Annotated in this window: 13 protein-coding genes and 2 pseudogenes; 5 read left to right on the forward strand and 10 right to left on the reverse strand. The window is 69.1% G+C overall.

Annotated features, from left to right (window positions below):
- Nucleotides 1–16: 16 nt before the first annotated feature.
- From uvrA to IPG72_07030, 7 genes and pseudogenes are all read right to left on the reverse strand, one after another.
- Nucleotides 17–2965: an excinuclease ABC subunit UvrA gene (uvrA, locus tag IPG72_07000; protein ID MBK6768745.1), complete on the reverse strand. Its 2949-nt coding sequence runs from the start codon at nt 2963–2965 to the stop codon at nt 17–19.
- A gap of 140 nt (nt 2966–3105) precedes the next feature.
- Nucleotides 3106–3462, reverse strand: a complete 357-nt coding sequence (locus tag IPG72_07005; protein MBK6768746.1) for a VOC family protein — start codon at nt 3460–3462, stop codon at nt 3106–3108.
- Nucleotides 3463–3634: 172 nt separating this feature from the next.
- Nucleotides 3635–5074, reverse strand: a complete 1440-nt coding sequence (locus IPG72_07010; protein MBK6768747.1) for a polymer-forming cytoskeletal protein — start codon at nt 5072–5074, stop codon at nt 3635–3637.
- A gap of 143 nt (nt 5075–5217) precedes the next feature.
- Nucleotides 5218–6255, reverse strand: a complete 1038-nt coding sequence (locus tag IPG72_07015; protein ID MBK6768748.1) for a hypothetical protein — start codon at nt 6253–6255, stop codon at nt 5218–5220.
- Nucleotides 6254–6400: pseudogene (locus IPG72_07020) on the reverse strand (hypothetical protein). The gene IPG72_07015 and the pseudogene IPG72_07020 overlap by 2 nt, the downstream one beginning before the upstream one ends.
- A 315-nt stretch (nt 6401–6715) precedes the next feature.
- Nucleotides 6716–7426 (reverse strand): annotated as a pseudogene (locus IPG72_07025) (transglycosylase domain-containing protein).
- A gap of 90 nt (nt 7427–7516) precedes the next feature.
- On the reverse strand, nt 7517–9244 hold the full coding sequence (locus tag IPG72_07030; protein MBK6768749.1) for a dynamin family protein: 1728 nt from the start codon (nt 9242–9244) through the stop codon (nt 7517–7519).
- 81 nt (nt 9245–9325) lie between these two features.
- Here IPG72_07030 and IPG72_07035 point away from each other — a divergent pair, with 81 nt between their 5' ends.
- Complete coding sequence (locus IPG72_07035) at nt 9326–10354, forward strand: hypothetical protein (GenBank protein ID MBK6768750.1); 1029 nt, start codon at nt 9326–9328, stop codon at nt 10352–10354.
- Between the two features lie 15 nt (nt 10355–10369).
- Here the strand turns inward: IPG72_07035 and IPG72_07040 are convergent, their stop codons facing one another.
- The 3 genes from IPG72_07040 to IPG72_07050 form a co-directional block, all read right to left on the reverse strand.
- Nucleotides 10370–11401 carry a hypothetical protein gene (locus IPG72_07040; GenBank protein ID MBK6768751.1) on the reverse strand — a complete coding sequence of 344 codons (1032 nt, stop codon included), beginning with the start codon at nt 11399–11401 and terminating at the stop codon, nt 10370–10372.
- A gap of 156 nt (nt 11402–11557) precedes the next feature.
- Complete coding sequence (locus IPG72_07045) at nt 11558–11941, reverse strand: DUF2089 domain-containing protein (GenBank protein ID MBK6768752.1); 384 nt, start codon at nt 11939–11941, stop codon at nt 11558–11560.
- A gap of 93 nt (nt 11942–12034) precedes the next feature.
- Complete coding sequence (locus tag IPG72_07050; protein ID MBK6768753.1) at nt 12035–12340, reverse strand: 4a-hydroxytetrahydrobiopterin dehydratase; 306 nt, start codon at nt 12338–12340, stop codon at nt 12035–12037.
- Between the two features lie 210 nt (nt 12341–12550).
- On the opposite strand from IPG72_07050, the gene der reads away from it, so the two are divergent.
- The 4 genes from der (at nt 12551) to IPG72_07070 (ending at nt 17461) form a co-directional block, all read left to right on the forward strand.
- The gene (gene der / locus IPG72_07055) at nt 12551–13918 is read left to right on the forward strand and encodes a ribosome biogenesis GTPase Der (protein MBK6768754.1); all 1368 of its coding nucleotides are present in this window, start codon (nt 12551–12553) and stop codon (nt 13916–13918) included.
- Complete coding sequence (locus IPG72_07060; protein ID MBK6768755.1) at nt 13875–15251, forward strand: HD domain-containing protein; 1377 nt, start codon at nt 13875–13877, stop codon at nt 15249–15251. Before der ends, IPG72_07060 begins: the two co-directional genes overlap by 44 nt.
- A 79-nt stretch (nt 15252–15330) precedes the next feature.
- A complete protein-coding gene (purF, locus tag IPG72_07065) occupies nt 15331–16776 on the forward strand; it encodes an amidophosphoribosyltransferase (protein ID MBK6768756.1) in 1446 nt (481 codons plus the stop codon).
- A 379-nt stretch (nt 16777–17155) separates the two neighbouring features.
- Nucleotides 17156–17461 (forward strand): transposase, encoded by a 306-nt coding sequence (locus tag IPG72_07070; GenBank protein ID MBK6768757.1) that lies wholly within the window; start codon nt 17156–17158, stop codon nt 17459–17461.
- Nucleotides 17462–17696 lie beyond the last annotated feature (235 nt).

The following is a 17696-nucleotide window of genomic DNA, read 5'->3' on the forward strand; positions in this document are numbered from 1 at the left end:
CGTGCGGCTCGAACGGTCACTCGGCGACCCGAACCGGTTCGGGTGTCCACTTGCCGGCGAGGACGTGTTTCAAATAGGCGCCGGTGTAGGACGTCGGATGCGCGGCCACGGTCTCCGGCGTGCCGGCGGCAACGAGCATGCCACCGCGCACGCCGCCGTCCGGGCCGAGATCGATGACCCAGTCGGCGGCCTTGATGATATCGAGGTTGTGCTCGATGACGAGTACGGTGTTGCCGGCTTCGACCAATCGCTGCAGAACCTCGAGCAGCCGCTCCGTGTCGGCGAAGTGCAACCCGGTCGTGGGCTCGTCCAGAATGTAGAGCGTGTCGCCCGTTGCCGCACGCGACAGCTCCTTGGCCAGCTTGACGCGCTGCGCCTCGCCGCCGGACAGCGTCGGCGCTGGCTGGCCGAGCCGGATGTAGCCCAGGCCGACGCTCTCGAGCGTTGAGAGCTTTCGTTTCAGGCCAGGAATCGCGTCGAAAAAGACGAGAGCCTCGCTGACCGTCATGTCGAGCACGTCGGCGATGCTCTTGTCCTTGAACGTGATCGCCAGCGTCTCGCGGTTGTAGCGGGCACTGTGGCAGACCTCGCACGGAACGTAGACGTCGGGCAGGAACTGCATCTCGATCTTCAGGATGCCATCGCCCTGGCAGGCCTCGCAGCGCCCGCCCTTGACGTTGAACGAGAACCGCCCGGCTGCGTACCCGCGCAGCTTGGCGTCCGGCAGGCTTGCGAAGAGGTCGCGGATCTGACCGAACGCCGCCGTGTACGTGGCCGGGTTCGATCGCGGCGTCCGGCCGATCGGGCTCTGATCGATGTCGATGACCTTGTCGATGCTCTCCCAGCCGGTGATGGCGGTGTGCGTGCCCGCCTTGCCGCGGGCGTTGCTCACGAGCTGCGCCAACCGTTGGTAGAGGATGTCCAGCACGAGCGTGCTCTTGCCCGATCCGGAGACGCCCGTCACCACGGTCAGCGTGCCGAGCGGAAACCCGACGTCGATCCCGCGCAGATTGTTCTCTGCCGCCCCGACGACGCGCAGCAGCTTGCCCTTGCCTGCTCGCCGCGTCTTCGGCACCGCGATCTCGCGCCGCCCGGAAAGGAACGCCCCCGTCAGCGACGCCTCGGATGCCTCGATGTCGGCGACCGTGCCCTGAGCCACGATGTGCCCGCCGTGCTCCCCGGCGCCCGGCCCGAGGTCGACGATCCAGTCGGCCGAGCGCATCATCTCCTCGTCGTGTTCGACGACGATGACGGTGTTGCCGACGTCGCGCAGGTTCAAGAGCGTCCGGATCAGGCGCGCGTTGTCCCGCGAGTGCAGCCCGATGGACGGCTCGTCCAGGATGTAGAGCACGCCCATCAGCTGACTGCCGATCTGGGTTGCGAGCCGGATCCGTTGCGCTTCGCCGCCCGAGAGCGTCCCGGCCCGTCGATCGAGCGTCAGGTAATCGAGCCCGACGTCGATCAGGAAGCGGGCGCGCGCCGCGATCTCCTTGAGAACGTCCGTCGCGATGTGCATGTCCGTCGCGCCCAGCGGCGCGGCTTCGACGAGGCGCGCATGGTGTCCGTTCGTCGCCGTGTGCCCGCGCAATGCGTCCACCCAGCCGAGCACTTCGCGGATCGGCACCGTGCAGACATCGACGATCCGGTGCGCGCTGACGGTCACACCGAGCATCTCGGGCCGCAGGCGTGCGCCGCCGCAGTCCGGGCACGGGCGGGCCGTCATGTAGCGCTCGATCTCGCTGCGCATGAACTCGGATTCCGTTGCCAGGTGCCTCCGTTGGAGGTTGTTGACGATTCCTTCGAATGCGGTTTCGTAGCGTCGCTTGCCGCCACTTCGCGTCTGGTAGAGGACCTCGATCTTCCGGCCGTCCGTCCCGTAGAGCACGGCGTGTCGGGCCGCCTCGGGCAGCGTGCGCCACGGCCAGTCCAGCTTGAAGCCGAGGTCGATCGCCAGCGAGGCCAGGATCTGCTGGAAGTAGCCCGCCTCGGTACGCGATCGCGAGACCGGCGCCAGCGCCCCGCCGTCGATGCTCAGGTCGGCGTTCGGCACGACGAGGTCCGGATCGACCTGCAGTTGGTGGCCGAGGCCTTGACAGGCCGTGCACGCGCCATGCGGCGAGTTGAAAGAGAACGATCGCGGTTCGATCTTCGGCAGGCTGATCCCGCAGTTCGGGCAGCTGAAGTGCTCGCTGAAGAGGCGCTCGTCCGTGACGTTGCCGCCATCGTCCAGGGTCGCCACCGAGAGCACGCCCTCGCCGGACTTCAACGCCGTCTCGACGGAGTCGATCAGCCGTGTCTCGTCCAGCCCGTCGCTGCCGCCCCGAACGACCAATCGGTCGACGACGGCTTCGATCGTGTGCTGCTTGTACCGATCGAGCGCGTGGTCGTCGTCCACGTGACCGAGCACGCCGTCCACGCGCACGCGCACGAAGCCTGCCTGTCGGATGTCGTCGAACACGCGCTCGTGCGTGCCCTTCCGGTCCCGGACGATCGGTGCGAGCACGAGCAGCCGGGTGCCGTCCGGCAGCGTGCGAATCGCGTCGGCGATCTGTTCCGGGCTCTGCCGCTGAATCGCCCGGCCGCAGTTCGGGCAATGCGGCACGCCGATCCGCGCAAACAACAGGCGCAGGTAGTCGTAGATCTCGGTGACGGTGCCGACCGTCGAGCGCGGATTGTGGCTCACGCCCTTCTGGTCGATCGAGATCGCCGGCGAGAGGCCCTCGATCCCGTCAACGTCCGGCTTCTCCATCTGGCCGAGGAACTGGCGGGCGTAGGCGGACAGGCTCTCGACGTAGCGCCGCTGGCCTTCCGCATAGATCGTGTCGAACGCCAGCGAGCTCTTGCCGCTGCCGCTCAGACCGGTGATGACGACGAGCTGATCGCGCGGGATCGAAACATCGACGTTCTTGAGATTGTGCTCGCGCGCGCCGCGGACGACGATCGCGTTGTGCTTGCCTTCGCCCATGCCCCTCGTTCCGGTTCATGCGGGTGCGGCCGTTCACCGCCCGAGGACGAAGGTCGAGGATAGCACTAGCACAAATATTCGACAATTCGACAATTCGTCGGTTCGACGTCCTCGACCCGTCGCGGCGATCCGGCCGCGGATCAGCCGAGGACCTCGCGAAAGAACCAGACGTAGCCGTCCGGATCGCGTACCGGGAACTGGCGCGTCCCCCCCTCGTCGCTCTCCGGCCCGGTATCGATGCCGCGGGCGACAATGGCGTCGTGGTAGGCGTCCAGCGCGAGCACGTCGATCCGGAAGCCGACGCCGACGGCGCGACGGCCGCGCGTCGGCGGCGCCTCGGCCAAGAGCACGGACAGCGTGCCGGCGCGCAGCTCCGCCCGCCGCGGCACACCGTTTGGCGGAACGACGAGCTCAAAGCGCAGCCCGTCGAGGTAGAACTGTAGCGACCGGTCAAGCTCGCCGACTTCGAGGCGAATGCTGGCCAAACCCTGGATCACACTGTGCTCCTCAGGCGGAGGATAAACGAAAGCCTGAAGGGCGGTCAATGGCCTGGAGGGAGACGTCCATCGGCCGGACCGTCGGACGGCCCGCTGGGCCGTCGCGCCGTGCCGGCCGATGGACGCTCGCAGGTGATCCGGACGTGCTCGATCAACCCGCCGGCCTTGGCATCTATGCCGCCGGCATGGGCATCGCTCCGGGCTGATCCGTCGCCGCCGAGCGCCAGCTCCGCACCCATGGGAGGAGGATGGCCCCGAGACCGAACGCCATGATCAGCCAGCGGGCCGGCGTTCCGACGACCGGGAGCACCATCGCCAGCGCCACGATCGGGGCGCCGGCCAGCAGCGCCATCCACCGCTCTTCGCGCAGCCGCCCACCGAACAGCCGGCCGAGTGTGATCGCCACCGTGGCGTAGCCGCACCAGACGGCAACGTACAGGCCGGCGGTGAACACCGCCATGAGCAGCGCCGCAACCGCCAGCCACGGCATGATGAGCTGTCCGAGCAGCACGTAGCGGAGAATCAACGAGACGACGATCGCCCCGACGAGGACGAAGCCGATGAGGATCGGGGTGATAGCGAGGCTGAGAACGCCCCACAACCCGCTGGCCAGCGGCGTGTTCCGCAACCCGTCCGTTGCCGAGCGTAGGACGCCGGGCAGCACGCTCAGCGCAATCAACCCGAGGACGATGAGCGCCAGCGTGCGCTTCAACCACCGCAACGCGACCGCCGCCGCCGTGTCCGCCGGCTCCGCCTCCTCGACCGGCGCCGCGGCTTGCGCCTCGAACGATGACTTGCCGCCGACGACGCCGGTCGGCACGTTCGGCTCGCTCCGCCCGGTGAGGGACAGGTCGCCGCCGATCTCGGCGCTCGGGTCGACATCCACGCCGGCGGCGATCGACGGCGGCATGTCGATCGCGGGCTGGTTCGGCAGCATCGCAAGGAGGGCGGCCGGCGGCGCGCCGCCGGTGTCGGCGCTGACGACGACGTTCACGTCGCCGTCGAGCTTGCCCTTCAACCGGACGGCGCCGGCGCCGACCTCGACATCGCCGTGAACCGCCCCGTCGAGCGCCACCTGGTTGCCGCCGGCGTACAGCCCGCGGCGAACGGTGCCGCCCTCGTCCACACCGACATGAAAGCCGCCCGCCATCAGCTCGCCGCCGACCGTGCCGCCGTCCAGTACGCGTACGACGGTGCCGCCTGCCCGTAGGTCGCCGTCCAACTGGCCCGCGACCGATACTTCGCTGCCCCCCGCGAACATGTCGCCGTTGACGTGTCCGCCCTTGGCCAAGTGCACCCGGCTGCCCGCCCCGAACAGGTTGCCGGTGACCGTACCGTTGATGATGACCTCCTGTCCCGCGGCGAATAGGTCGCCGTCGACGGTGCCGTCGATCGTGACCTTCAAGCCGGCGGCGAAGAGGTTGTCGTTCACGGTCTCGCCGGCCGGCAGGACATAGCCGTCGTCATCGCTCTCGCTGAACGTGGCCGCGCTGGCGCGGCCGGCCGCCAGAGTGAGGGCGGCGCACACCGCCACGCCGGCGGCGAGGACGAGCGTTGTCCGTCCGCGGGGCGACGGGCGCCGCCGGTCGACGGTCTCGGTGCAGTCGTTCATCGGGGTACTCCATGTGCATGCCGGATCACCGCCGGCCAGGACGACACGCCGCGCGGCGCCGCAAGGTGTAGCGCTGCCGGACGCATACGCAGCGGGTCGCCGATCGGTTGCGTTGTTCAGGTTGGCCGCACTCGACCCGTTGGTCAGCGCATCGTCCGGGCGAGCTGGAGGCCGTTCGCCCGACAGCCGGGCGGCGCGATCAGCGTGCCGTGCTGGCGCGCCCACTCCAGCGCCGCCTCCTGGACCGGTCCGCTTGGCGGCAGGAAAAGGCCGACGCGGGCCGCGCCCGCTCCGGCAGGGCCGTCGAAGCACGTGCCCCCACCCGGATCGAACCACGCGAACGCGACGCCGTCGTCGCCGGCCCTCCGACCGGCCGCGAATACCTCGTCGCGCCGGGCACACCGGCCATCGGCGGTGAGCGTCGAAAGGTCACACACCGGGGCGGTCACGATGTTCGCCGGGCGCGGAAAGCCCTCCACCGGCGGCGCGCCGTCGCCGAAGCTCGCCAGCACGTCGGCGTCGGCGTGCAGGCGTTCCATCACGTCGCGCCAGATCGGTGCGGCGCCGGTGATCCCGAGCACGTTGCGCATCGGACGGGAATCCTTGTTGCCGGTCCAGACGCCGACGACGACGTACGATGTCCAACCGACGGTCAGATTGTCGCGGAAGTCGTTCGTCGTGCCGGTCTTGACTGCCGCCGGGAACGAGAGCTCGAGCGGGCTCGGCCGCGGGAATGCCGGCGTGCGCGCCGCCGCGTCGCTCAGCATGTCGTCGATCAGCCAGGCCGTGTCCGCCGAGACGATCTGCGAACCCAGTGCCGGGTTCCGCCACAGCTCGCGTCCCGTGGCCAGATCCTCGATGCGCTCGATCGCCGTCGCCGGCACGTGCCGTCCGCCGTGGCCGAACGTTCCGAGCGCACTGGCGAGCTTCACGAGGGGCACTTCGCCGCCGCCGAGGGTCAGGCTGAGCCCGTAGTGCCACGGATCGGGGTCGAGCGGCAGATCGAGCGCCAGGCCGAGCGCGTGCACGGGCTCGACGCCGACCTCGGCCAGCAGGTTGATCGCCGCCGCGTTCAGCGAGTTCGCCAACGCACGCCTGAGGCGCACCGGTCCGCGGTACTGGCCGTCGTAGTTCGCCGGCCGGTACGCGTCCGGACCGGGCGCCGAACCGGCTCGGTACATCCCACACGACGCTCGACGGTGACCACCCGCTTGCCAGTGCGGCGGCGTACGTCAGCGGCTTGAACGAACTGCCCGGCTGGCGCGGTTCGACGGCCATGTTCACCTGGCCGCCGTTCGGGTCGTCGTACCGGATCCCGCCGACCATCGCGCGGATCTCGCCCGTGGCCGGTTCGATCACGACGACCGCCGCGTCGCCGACGTCGTGCGCGGCGCGCAAGCTCTCGACGTGGCGCTCCGCGATGCCGCGGACTTCCTCGGTGAACGCCGGGTCGATGGTCGTCACGACCCGGAACCCGCCCTGCCTGGCGCGTGCCGAACCAAGCACGCGCTCGACCTCTGAGGTGACATAATCCACGAAGTGGCCGACGAGCCGCGGCGGCGGTGGGGGAGGCGTGACGAACGTCAGCGGCGCCTCGAACGCACTGCGCGCCGACGCGGCGTCGATCGCGCCGACGGCAACGAGGGAGTCGAGCACGGTTTGCTGCCGCGCGCGAGCCGCCGGGAGGGACGTGTCCGGATCGTAGGCCGACGGTGCCTGCAGGAGCCCCACGAGGAACGTCGACTGCGCCAGGTCGAGATCGAGCGCGTGCCGACCGAAGAAGCGCTGCGCGGCGGCCTCGATGCCGTAGGCGCGCCGTCCGAAGTACGCGATGTTCAGGTAGGCCTCGAGGAGGTCGGCCTTGCTGTATCGGTCATCGAGCTCCGCCGCCAGATAGGCCTCGCGCGCCTTGCGTTCGATCGACCGATCGAAGCGCTCCGCCGGTTCGAACGCGACGAGGCGTACGAGCTGCATCGTGATCGTCGATGCGCCCGACACCGTGCCGCCGGCCGACGCGTTCTGCAGCGCGGCGCGGGCAACGGCGCGCTTGTCGATGCCGCCGTTGTGGTAGAACGTCCGATCCTCGGTGGCGATCACCGCCGCCCGCACCGACTCGGGGATGGACGACAGCGGCACCCAGATGCGGTGGCCTTCCTCGGCCAGCTCGGCGATCGGCTGCCCGTGTCGATCGACGTACTCGACGGTCTGCGGCACGGCGTGCGTCCGCACCGCTTCGAGGCGTGCGCGGTGGGTCTCGATCGGCACGAGCGTGCTCTCCACACGCACCGTGCAGCCGGCGACGACGGCCCCCGAGAGGAGCGACGCGATCACTGCAGCACGAACGGGCACGATTCGCCTCCAACGGCGCGGGTCTGTCGGGCGGGTCGTTCGAACGCACGGACACCCGGCCGCGGAACGATTAACGGAATTGTAACCGAATGGTCAGCGCGCGCCAACCGACTTGCTCAGCCGACCGACCTCGTCGCCGATCGCCGTGAGCCGATGGCCCACCACGTCCAGGCGCGAGCGCTCCGCCACCACGAACGTGCGATACGGCTCGAGCAGCGCGTTCAGCCGGCCGTCGAACGCGGCGAGTTCGGTGTCGAACGTGTCGGTGAGGCGGGTGCGCAGCTCGGCACGCAGCTCGGCAAGGCGCTCGCGCATCGCCAGCGCCGCTTTCCGGCGGCGATAGGGCAGCACGGCGAGGCCGATCATTCCGAGCGCGCTGCCGGCGACGATCCCGGTCGCGTCGAAGACGCTCAGCGAGACGATCGCCAGACCAAGGCCGAGCGCGCCGACTTCGAGGAGCGCGGTGTGCGCCAACGCCTCGCGCACCGTCGACTCGAGCCGTGCCGCCTCGGCGTCCGGGTCGAACGCCGCGAGCACCGTCGCCGCCTGACGTCCGATCGTGCCGAGGAGCGCCTGGCGGCGGCTGGCGAAGCCCGGACCGGCCTCCAGCGCCAGCGTCTCCAGCCGGCCGGACGTGGCCGTCTCGGCCAGTCGTACCCGCAGCGAGCGCCAGCGCTGCTCCTCCTGCTCGACGAGCCAGTCGATCTCGGCGTTGATGTCCGCTGCCACGTGCGTCGGCGTCGCGCCGATCACCTCTTCGTCGAATGCCCGCTTGAGCGCTTCGCGGTCGAGCAGGGCCCGGATGTGCGCCAAACGCATGTGTTCGTCCAGGAAGGACTCGCCGCGCTCGCGCAACCCCTGGATCCGCGCGTCGATCGTGTCCAAGCGGCCGGCGTGCTCGCGCCGGAGCGCCTGCTCGGATGCCGCCGCCTCGACGTCGATCGCGGCCAGCATCTCGCCGTCCGCCGTGAGAACCGCCTGCCGCGCGCCGATCTCGGCCAGTGCATCGGCCGCCACCCGCTCGGCAAGGGCCAGCGGGCTGGAGAGCTTGAGGCGCAATCCCTCCTCGGCCGTCAGGTGCTCGGTCAGCCAAGCGTCGAACACGGCCCAGTCGGCGTCGGTCTGCCCGAGCGCATGCGCCTCGCGCGCCCGTCGCGCCGATACGGCCAGCACCGGCACGGGCTCGCCGATGAGGTTCTGAACCTGTGCGGCGACGAACTCGAGGATCTCCGCCCGTTCGGCATCGGTGCGCACGAGATCGATCTTGTTCACCACGACGACGGTTCGGCGGCGCCACGCGTGGATGAGCGACATGAGGTCGCGCTCGCTCTCCGGGAACGGGCGATCGGCCGACGTCACGAACACGACGATGTCGGCCCGGGGCACGAACTCACGGGTCAACCGCTCATGTTCACGCAGCACGGCGTTCGTGCCGGGTGTATCGATGATCGCGAGTTCGCGCAGGCGTGGCGCCGGGAGCGGTCGCCACAGCACATCGCCGGCGACCCGCGCCTCCGCGGCGTCGCCGAACACGAGCCACTGCACCTCGGCCGTCGTCGGCGTGACGCCCTCGGCCAGGTACGGTCCGCCGAGCAGCGTGTTGATCAGCGCGCTCTTGCCGGCGTTGAACTCGCCGACGACAACGACGAGCAGGAGGGAGGAAAGGTCTTCGGCCGCCTGCCGCACGCGCCGGATCCCGTCCGGCCGCTCGACCGTGCCGTCAAGGGCATCGGCGAGGTCGGCGAGGAGTGCACGGATCTCGGCAACCGACGCCGCCATACGGGGATCGAGCCAACCCGGACCGGTCGGTTGTGTCATCATGGCACCCATTATATGTTGTGCGGGCGGTTCGCGCGGCGCCGACTTTGCCCCGACAGACTGCGACACGGTATACTCGGCCACATGCAGATCGTAACGATGGCGTTGGCGGCGGCGGTGATGACCGCGCTGGCCTACACCGTCCTGACCGAGCGGGCCTCGTACTCCTCCGTACGGCGCAGGCAGCTCGACGCCTGGGCCGCGATCGTGGCGTTCCTCTGCCTGATCTTCCTGGCGTCGGGTGGGCACGATGTCCAGCAGGCCTACGAACGGCGCATGGCCCTCGCGCAGTCCGTCACCGCACCCGTGATCCCGATCGGACGGCGCGCGCCGGTGAGCCTTCGGACGCCGTCGCCCGAGTCCATCGCCCGGCCGGACGACGCCATGCGGCGTGCCGAGTCCGATGCCGCGACCGTCGCCGTCGAAGCTCCGCCGATCGCCCCCGACGCGCCGGCCGAGCCGCTCCTGTCGGCCGCTTCAGGCCCCGAGAGCAGTCCGGTCGAAGGCCCGAACACCGGGGCCTCGCTCGTCAGCGCGGTCGGCGGCGAGCCCGTGCTCGTGGTCGTCGGCACCGAGGCGCCGCCGGCGGCAACTGCCGTCCTGGCCGTCCCGACCGCTGTCCGGCGCTATGCCGTTGACCCGCCGCCGCTCATCGTGCCGACGCTGCGCGCACCGACCGCGCCGCCGAGCATGCCGCAGCCGCTGCCGCCTGCCACGCCGACCGCGACCGCGACCCCGGAGTGCGGGAGCCCCGACGACATCGAGCTCGCGCTGTCGATCCGCGACGCGCGCGCGGACCGCAGTGACGGCGACCTCGTCGTGCGATACCGGGTCGAGGTCGGCAACGGCGCCGGCTTCCCGGTCACGCTGGCGAACATCAACGTGACGGCGCTCAACTCGGCCGGTGGCAGCGAGACGTACGGCCACGCCACCCGTCCGGACACCACGGTTGGCGCCGGCGCGTCGGTCATTCTCGAAGGCGGGCTGCGGCTCGACCGCAGCCCCGGCCCGTTCGGGCGCACCGAACTCTGCATCTCGCTCACCGGCGACACGTGCGGGCGGCGAAGCCGGTACGAGGCGTTCCGCCGGTGCAGCACGGTGAACGGGTTCTAGCAGGCTGCGTGTCCACTAGCGCTCTGCAATCGCGTCGGCGTCGTCGTTTGCGTCAATGAAGTCCGCCGAGCCATCGTCATCCGCCGAGCCATCGTCGCCGCACGCGTGCATGCTGCGCTCGATCGCATCCCGCAGCGTTGCCGCCGCCCCCTCTGCCGCCAACGCCGCCGCCGCCCGCGCATCCACACCGTGGATCGCCGCGTCGACGACATCGCGTGCGTCCAACGTGCCGAAGTACTCGGCGTAGCGGCGGATGTCCGTGGGCGTGACGCCGTGGATCGCCATCGCGACGACATCCCCTGGCCGGACGTCCGCGACATGCATCGTTGCGGCCGCGACGAGGTCGGGGCTTGCATCGTGGATCGCCATCTCGATCATGTCGCGCGGCCGGAGGCTCGCGCCAAGGGCGTCGCGCATCGCTTCGATGTCGGCCGGAGACACGCCGTGATCCGCGAACTCGATCATGTCGCGCGCCTCGAGCGCCGGCCACGCCCGGCGCAGCGCCGCAACCAGACTCGGCCGGACGCCATGGTCGGTGAAGCGGACAAGGTCGTCGATCGCGATGTCAGGGAAGAGCCGCCGCAGCTCGCCGGCATGGGCTGGGCGGACGCCGTGGTCGACCATGCACGTGAGATCGCGCACGGACACGCCGCGCAATCCGGCGGCGGCGAACGCCGCGATGCGCTCTGGCGTGACGCCGTGTTGCCGCAGTGCGTCGAGCTCGCGATCCGACTCGGCCGTGCCGCCGCTGGCAGCGAGCGCGGCGCGCAGTTCGCTCGTGCGAATGTCCCATCCCGGCTCGAAGTGCGCCGCCCGATCGCGGCTCGGCGTCGGTGGGGCGGGCGGCGCGGCCGGAATGGATTGTCGCGGCGCGATCGGCGGTGCCGGCGGGCTGGGCGCCCCGAGGGACGCGGTCGCAGCCGGTCGCCCTACGCCTTGCTCAGGCGCCGCGGTGTCGTTGATGGCGGCGAGTCGTCGCGCCGCCTCGTCCACCCCGATCTCGCCCAGTGCCAGGCTCTCCAACACCCGCAACGATTCGCTGGCCATCGTCCATCGCTCCTTCGCTCGATCCAGGTGGATCGTCAGGGGTAAATGTCGACCCGCGTCGATCCTGCGACTAGTACTCCACCACTGTGGATTCTAGGGGTTCCCTACTCTGGTGGCCGCCACGAGCATGTTCAGTGGTGGAGTACTAGGCGGAGTTCAACCGTCGCGCGATCCACCTCCGGACGCCTCGAGCAGTTGCTCGGCGTCGGCCGCCGTCAGCTCGCCGCGGGCAACGGCCTCGAGGACGTCGCGCTGACGATCGATCGGCGGCTCGGCGGCGCCGAGACCGAGGCGATCGATCACCTCGCCCAGCCGGCCGCGGATCGTCCAGTAGCCGAGACCCGTCTCGCGCTCCATCTCCTTCACGTTGCCGCGGCTGGCGACAAACAAGGCGACGAAGCGGACGTCCTCGGGCGATAGCCGGCAGAACGTGCAGCCCTGGTAGCGACCGCGAACGGTCGTCTCGCAGGCCGGGCAGTGCAGTTCCGTGACGTCGAGCGGGCTCTGGCATGTCGGACAGGATTCAAGGACCTTGCGCACGCGATCAAACTCCTTGCGACGAGGATAGTGATTATTGGCGCTCACGTCAATAGCGTGATCGAATCAATGCGTGATGACGATCAACTTTTGACTTCACGCCAATAATCGAGCGGCAACGCCCTCCATCGCCGTCGCCAGCGCGATGTCGAGCGACGTGACGCCGCCCGCCGCGTGGGTCGAGAGCGACACATCGACCTTGCGGTAGCTGTTCGACCAGTTCGGGTGGTGGTCGAGTCGCTCCGCGGCCAGGGCGCCGGCGGTCATGAAGGCGAACGCCTCGACGAAGCCGGCGAACGCGTACGCCTTGTGCAGCGCCCCGTCGGCGTACGTCCAACCGTCGAGCGCGGACAGGGCAGCGGCCCGTTCGGCGGCGGTCAGGATATCGGGCACCTTGGTCATCGATCGTCCTCCTGGCTGGAGTGAGAAGCGGGGCATGCGGCACGTGAACGGACGCCCATCGCGCCGTGCGAACCGCCCGTGATCCGGACGGCGGCGGGGAGGATGGTGCCGCGGGTGCCAAGGCGGATGCTACAGCGGATGCTACAATCGACCTTCGTTCCCGATCCAGTCACGCGGTCGCCGTCATCGACCGATCCCCTTGGTGGTCGCATGCCCCTCCCCCTCGTCGCCCTCGTCGGCCGGCCGAATGTCGGCAAGTCGACGCTCTTCAACCGTCTTGTCGGGCAGCGCCTTGCCATCGTCGAGGACATCCCCGGCACGACGCGCGACCGCCTGTACGCCAGCAGCGAGTGGTCCGGCTACGACTTCGTCGTCGTCGACACCGGCGGCTTGGCGGCCGACGATGAGCACGCCTTCGCCGAGGCCGTCCGCAACCAGGCGCTGGTCGCGATCGAGGAGGCGGACGTCGTCGTCCTCCTGACGGACGCCGGTGCTGGACCGACGGCCGGCGACCGCGACGTGGCGCAGATGCTCCGCGAGAGCGGCAAGCCGATCGTGCTCGCGGTGAACAAGGCGGAGCAGCGGACGCGCGCGCTCGACGCCGCGGAGTTCTGGACGCTCGGCATCGGCGAGCCGATGCTCATCTCGGCGATTCAGGGCATCGGCACGGGCGATCTGCTGGACGCGGTCGTGGCGCATCTGCCGCGCCAGGACGTGGACCCCGCGCCGGACACCCGCCTGCACCTGGCGATCATCGGCCGGCCGAACGTCGGCAAGTCCAGCATCCTGAACCGCCTCGTCGGCCACGAGCGTGCCGTCGTCAGCCCGTTGGCTGGCACGACGCGCGACGCCGTCGACACGCCGCTGCGCTACCACGGCGACGAGATCGTCCTGGTGGATACAGCCGGTATCCGGCGGCGCGGGCAGATCGAGCCCGGCATCGAGAAGTACAGCGTTCTGCGCGCGCTCCGTGCCCTGGAACGGTGCGACGTTGCCGTCCTCGTCATCGACGCCGTCGACGGCGTGACGGCGCAGGACGCGCATATCGGCGGCTATCTGCAGGCGGCCGGGGTCGGGGCGATCATCGCGGTGAACAAGTGGGACCTCGTCGAAAAGGACACGAACACGTCCATCGAGGTCGAACGGATCGTGCGGGATGCGCTCAAGCACCTGGACTACGCGCCCGTCGTCTTCATCTCGGCGCTGTCCGGCCAGCGTGTCATCAAGCTCGTCGAGCAGGCGATGGCGGTGGATGCGTCGCGCCGGATGCGGATCGGGACGGCGGAGCTGAACCGGCTGGTCGCCGATCTGCAGGCCAAGCACACGCTCTCGCGCTCCGGGCGGCCCCTGAAGATCAAGTACGCCACGCAGGTCGGCGTCGCGCCGCCGCACATCGTCTTCTTCGTGAACGACGCGGAGCTTGTCCACTTCAGCTACGAGCGATATGTCACGAACCAGATCCGGGAGCGCTTCGGCTTTGCCGGAACGCCGATCAAGCTGAGCTTCCGCTCAGGCGAGCGACGCGAGGAAAGCGATGCGAAGGCGCGGCGCGGTAATCCGCGATCCCGTACACGGTGACATCGAGCTGACCGGTGAGGAGCTCTCGCTCCTCGATACGCCCGACATGCAGCGACTGAGGGGCGTTCGACAGCTCGGCACGGCCTACCTGGTCTTCCCCGGCGCGCAGCACTCGCGTTTCGAGCACAGCCTCGGCACGCTGCACGTCGCGGCCCGGATGATCGACGCGATCAACCGCAGCCGCGAGCGGGCGCCGCTCGAGCGGATCGGCATCGCGCCGGACGAGGCGCGCATCGTGCGCGCCGCCGCGCTGGTGCACGATGTCACGCACATCCCGTTCGGGCACGGCATCGAGGACCAGAGCGGGATCCTCGAGCGGCACGACAGCCCTGAGCGCTTCCAGCGCGCGCTCGCGCCCTCCACACCGCTCGGCGCGGCGCTGGACGGGATGGGGATCCGGCGCGAGGTCCTGTCCGTCCTCCTGCCGCCGGGCGTCGGCGACGGGCCGACCGTGCCGCCGTACTGGCGCGAGATCCTGTCCGACACGATCTGCGCCGACATTCTGGACTACCTCAAGCGCGACGCCTATTACACCGGTCTGAACCTGCTGTACGACCCGCGCGTGATGGACTACTTCATGGTCGATCGCGCCTCCGGCCACCTCTACGTCGATGTCGCCAAGCGCGGCCTCGTGCGCGAGGACATCGTCTCCGAGCTCGTTCGCGTGCTCGAGGCGCGCTACTTCTTCAGCGAGCGGGTCTACTACCACCACGCCAAGATCTCCGCTTCGGCGATCATCGCCTCGCTCGTCGAAAACGCGTTGATCAGCGGCGGGCTCGCCCCCGAATCGCTGTACACGCAGACGGACGAGAGCTTGAAGGCCCTCCTCGCCGGCCACTTGCCCACCGAGCCGTCCGCGTTCAGCCGACAGACCGAGCTCCTCGAGCGCCTCGCCAGCCGCCGGCTCCTCAAGCGCGCGTGCGTGTTCCCGCGCTACGCGAACGCCGAGGCCCAGGAGGCATTGGTCGCGCGCTTCTTCGCCCGCGGCCAGCACGGCGAACGCGCCGCTTTCGAGGCCGCGGTGGCCGACGGCCTTGAGCGTCGCGGCATGACGGACGTCCCGCTCGTGGTGCTATACTGCCCGGCAAGGCGGATGCAGCTCAAGGAGGCGCAGACGCACGTCCGTTTCCCGGGCGCCTCGACCGTCGAACCGCTCGCCGCGTATCACGACCGCATCCCGCGGCTGGGCGACCTCGAGCGCAGCTACCGCGATCTCTGGAAGCTCTACGTGCTCTCCGGTACCGACGACTGGACGGTGCTTGCCACGATCGGTGAGATCGTGCGCGACCTTCTGCCCGAAGCGACGAACGTCTACCGTCCGCGGGACGCGTGACGGTCCGTCTCCCCGTCCGGATCCGGTGCGCACCGGTCTGACCACCCCTCTCGGGTCCGAACCACAGCGGGAGCACGCCATGTGTGGCGTCATCGGCTTCTATTCGCCAGCGCGGGACGGCTTGGACGACATCGTCACCGGCCTCTTCCAGATGCAGCACCGCGGCCAGGATGCATGCGGCATCGTCCTGTCCGACGGCGAAGCGCTGCGGCTCCACCGCAGCCTCGGCTTCGTGCGCGAGGTGTTCCACCAGCGACCATCGGCCGAGTTCAACGGCCGGATCGGAATCGGCCACGTCCGCTACCCGACCCAGGGCGGCAATCGCCTCGAGAACACGCAGCCGTTTCTCGACGCGCGGCCCGGCGGCACGGCGATGGCGCTGTGTTCGAATGGCGATGTCGTGAACTACTGGGCGTTGCGGCAGATGCTCGAGGCCCGCGGCATGGCCTTCGAGGGGACGAACGACGGCGAGCTCATGCTCCGCCTCGTCGCGACGTGGCACAACGACGACGGCCTGTCCATCGTCGACGCGCTGCGCCGCCTGCAGAACGAAGTGAAGGGCGCGTACAGCGCGTGCCTGCTCGTCGCCGACCGCCTGTACGCCGTCCGCGACCCGTGGGGCGTCCGGCCGATGACGTTCGGGCGCGTCGATGACGATTGGGTCGTCGCCAGCGAAACGACCGCGCTGGACATCAACCGGGCCGAGCTGATCGACGAAGTCCAGCCGGGCGAGATCATCGTGTTCTCGGCCGACGGCGTCGAACGCCTCGCGCATCCGGACGTCGTCGCCGCGCGCGACGGCCGGGCGACGCCCGCGCACTGCGTCTTCGAGCACGTCTACTTCAGCCGTCCGGATGCGCTCGTGTTCGGCCGCTACGCCTACGACGTCCGCAAGCGGATCGGCGGATGGCTGGCGCGGCATGACCCGGTCGTGGCCGACCTCGTCGTCCCGGTCCCCGACAGCTCGAACGCCGTCGCGCTCGGCTACGCGCAAGCATCCGGCGTGCCGTTCGAGCTGGGCCTCGTGCGCAACCACTACATCGGCCGGACGTTCATCCGGCCCGAGCAGGCGCGCCGTGACGACGGCGTGAAGATGAAGTTCAACCCGGTCCGCCACCTGTTCGAGGGGCGGCGGGTCGTCCTCGTCGACGATTCGATCGTCCGCGGCACCACCAGCCGCAAGCTCGTGCGGATGATCCGCGGCGCCGGCGCGCGCGAGGTCCACCTGCGGGTCGGCAGCCCGGTCACCGCCAACCCGTGTTTCTACGGCATCGACACCCCGACCCGCGCCGAGCTGATCGGCTCCCAGAACGACGTCGAGGGGATCCGCGCGTTCCTCACCGCCGACACGCTTCGCTACATCACCGTCGACGGCCTGAAGGAGTGCGTCGGCGACCGCGGCGACTTCTGCATGGCGTGTTTCGACGGCCAGTATCCGATCGCGCTGTCCGAGGACAAGCGGTGGGAGGTTGGTGGAGGCGCTGACGCGGCGGATGCGGTTGTGCTTGAGCCGAATGCGGTGTGATGGGTGCGGGCAATCCGTGGGCGATCCGGTCCGCCAACGTTTTGCCGCTCAGTAGTCGCCATCCACGGGGTAGCCCATCATTAACTGACTCACTAGTAGCCCTCGCTGCGGCGGTATTGCAGAGGGCGATCCGTCGCTACCGGACATAAAACAGAAAGGGCGGCGTAGGGCCCGTCCGGGCGGTGGGGGCGGGGAAGGGATCTCGTTGGACCAAACGCGCTTCCCCAACGCCGGTGTGGCCCACCCCCTCTGATGGAAATGACATCGATAACGATCGGAGAGGCGGTTTGGACCCGCACGCGCGCTGCTCTATCGTTGGGATTCGAGTTCGCTGAGCTCGGCCAGATCAGAGTCTCCTTCCCCCCGAGGACGCCTACTGATGTCTATCCGTGCGCCTGAAGAACCGGCGAAGCTTACCGATGAGGAATGGCAGCTTATCGAGCCACTCCTAGCACAAAAGCAACACCCGCACAAATCGGGACGTCATCGGCGGGACGACCGAGAAATATTTAGTGCAATCATTTGGGTATTGGACACAAAAACATCGTGGCGTAGATTACCTCAGAGCTTTCCGCCTTATCCTACCTGCCACAGACGATACTTAGAGTGGGAACATGACGGAAAACTCATCCGTGCTCGCGATAAACTCCGACGATTCCGCGAACAGACGGATGAGTCACGATAGGCCGACAGACGAGGAGATGATCGATGACCGATTAAGGAAGCGTTTTCTCGTCGAGCGCTGGAACCTCTACCAGAAGGCTGAACCGTGACTACTCGCGACACCTGGCAGTTCAATAGCACCGCTCGCTCGGTCTTAGCGCGGGATGCAATCTCGAACCGCGACCAACTCAACCGGTCGCCGGCGACACGGTAGACGCCGACCGACAATTTGAGACAATTTCTGGACAGAGTAAGAG

Origin of the sequence: Candidatus Avedoeria danica, assembly GCA_016703025.1 — a bacterium.
Classification (GTDB): domain Bacteria; phylum Chloroflexota; class Anaerolineae; order Epilineales; family Epilineaceae; genus Avedoeria; species Avedoeria danica.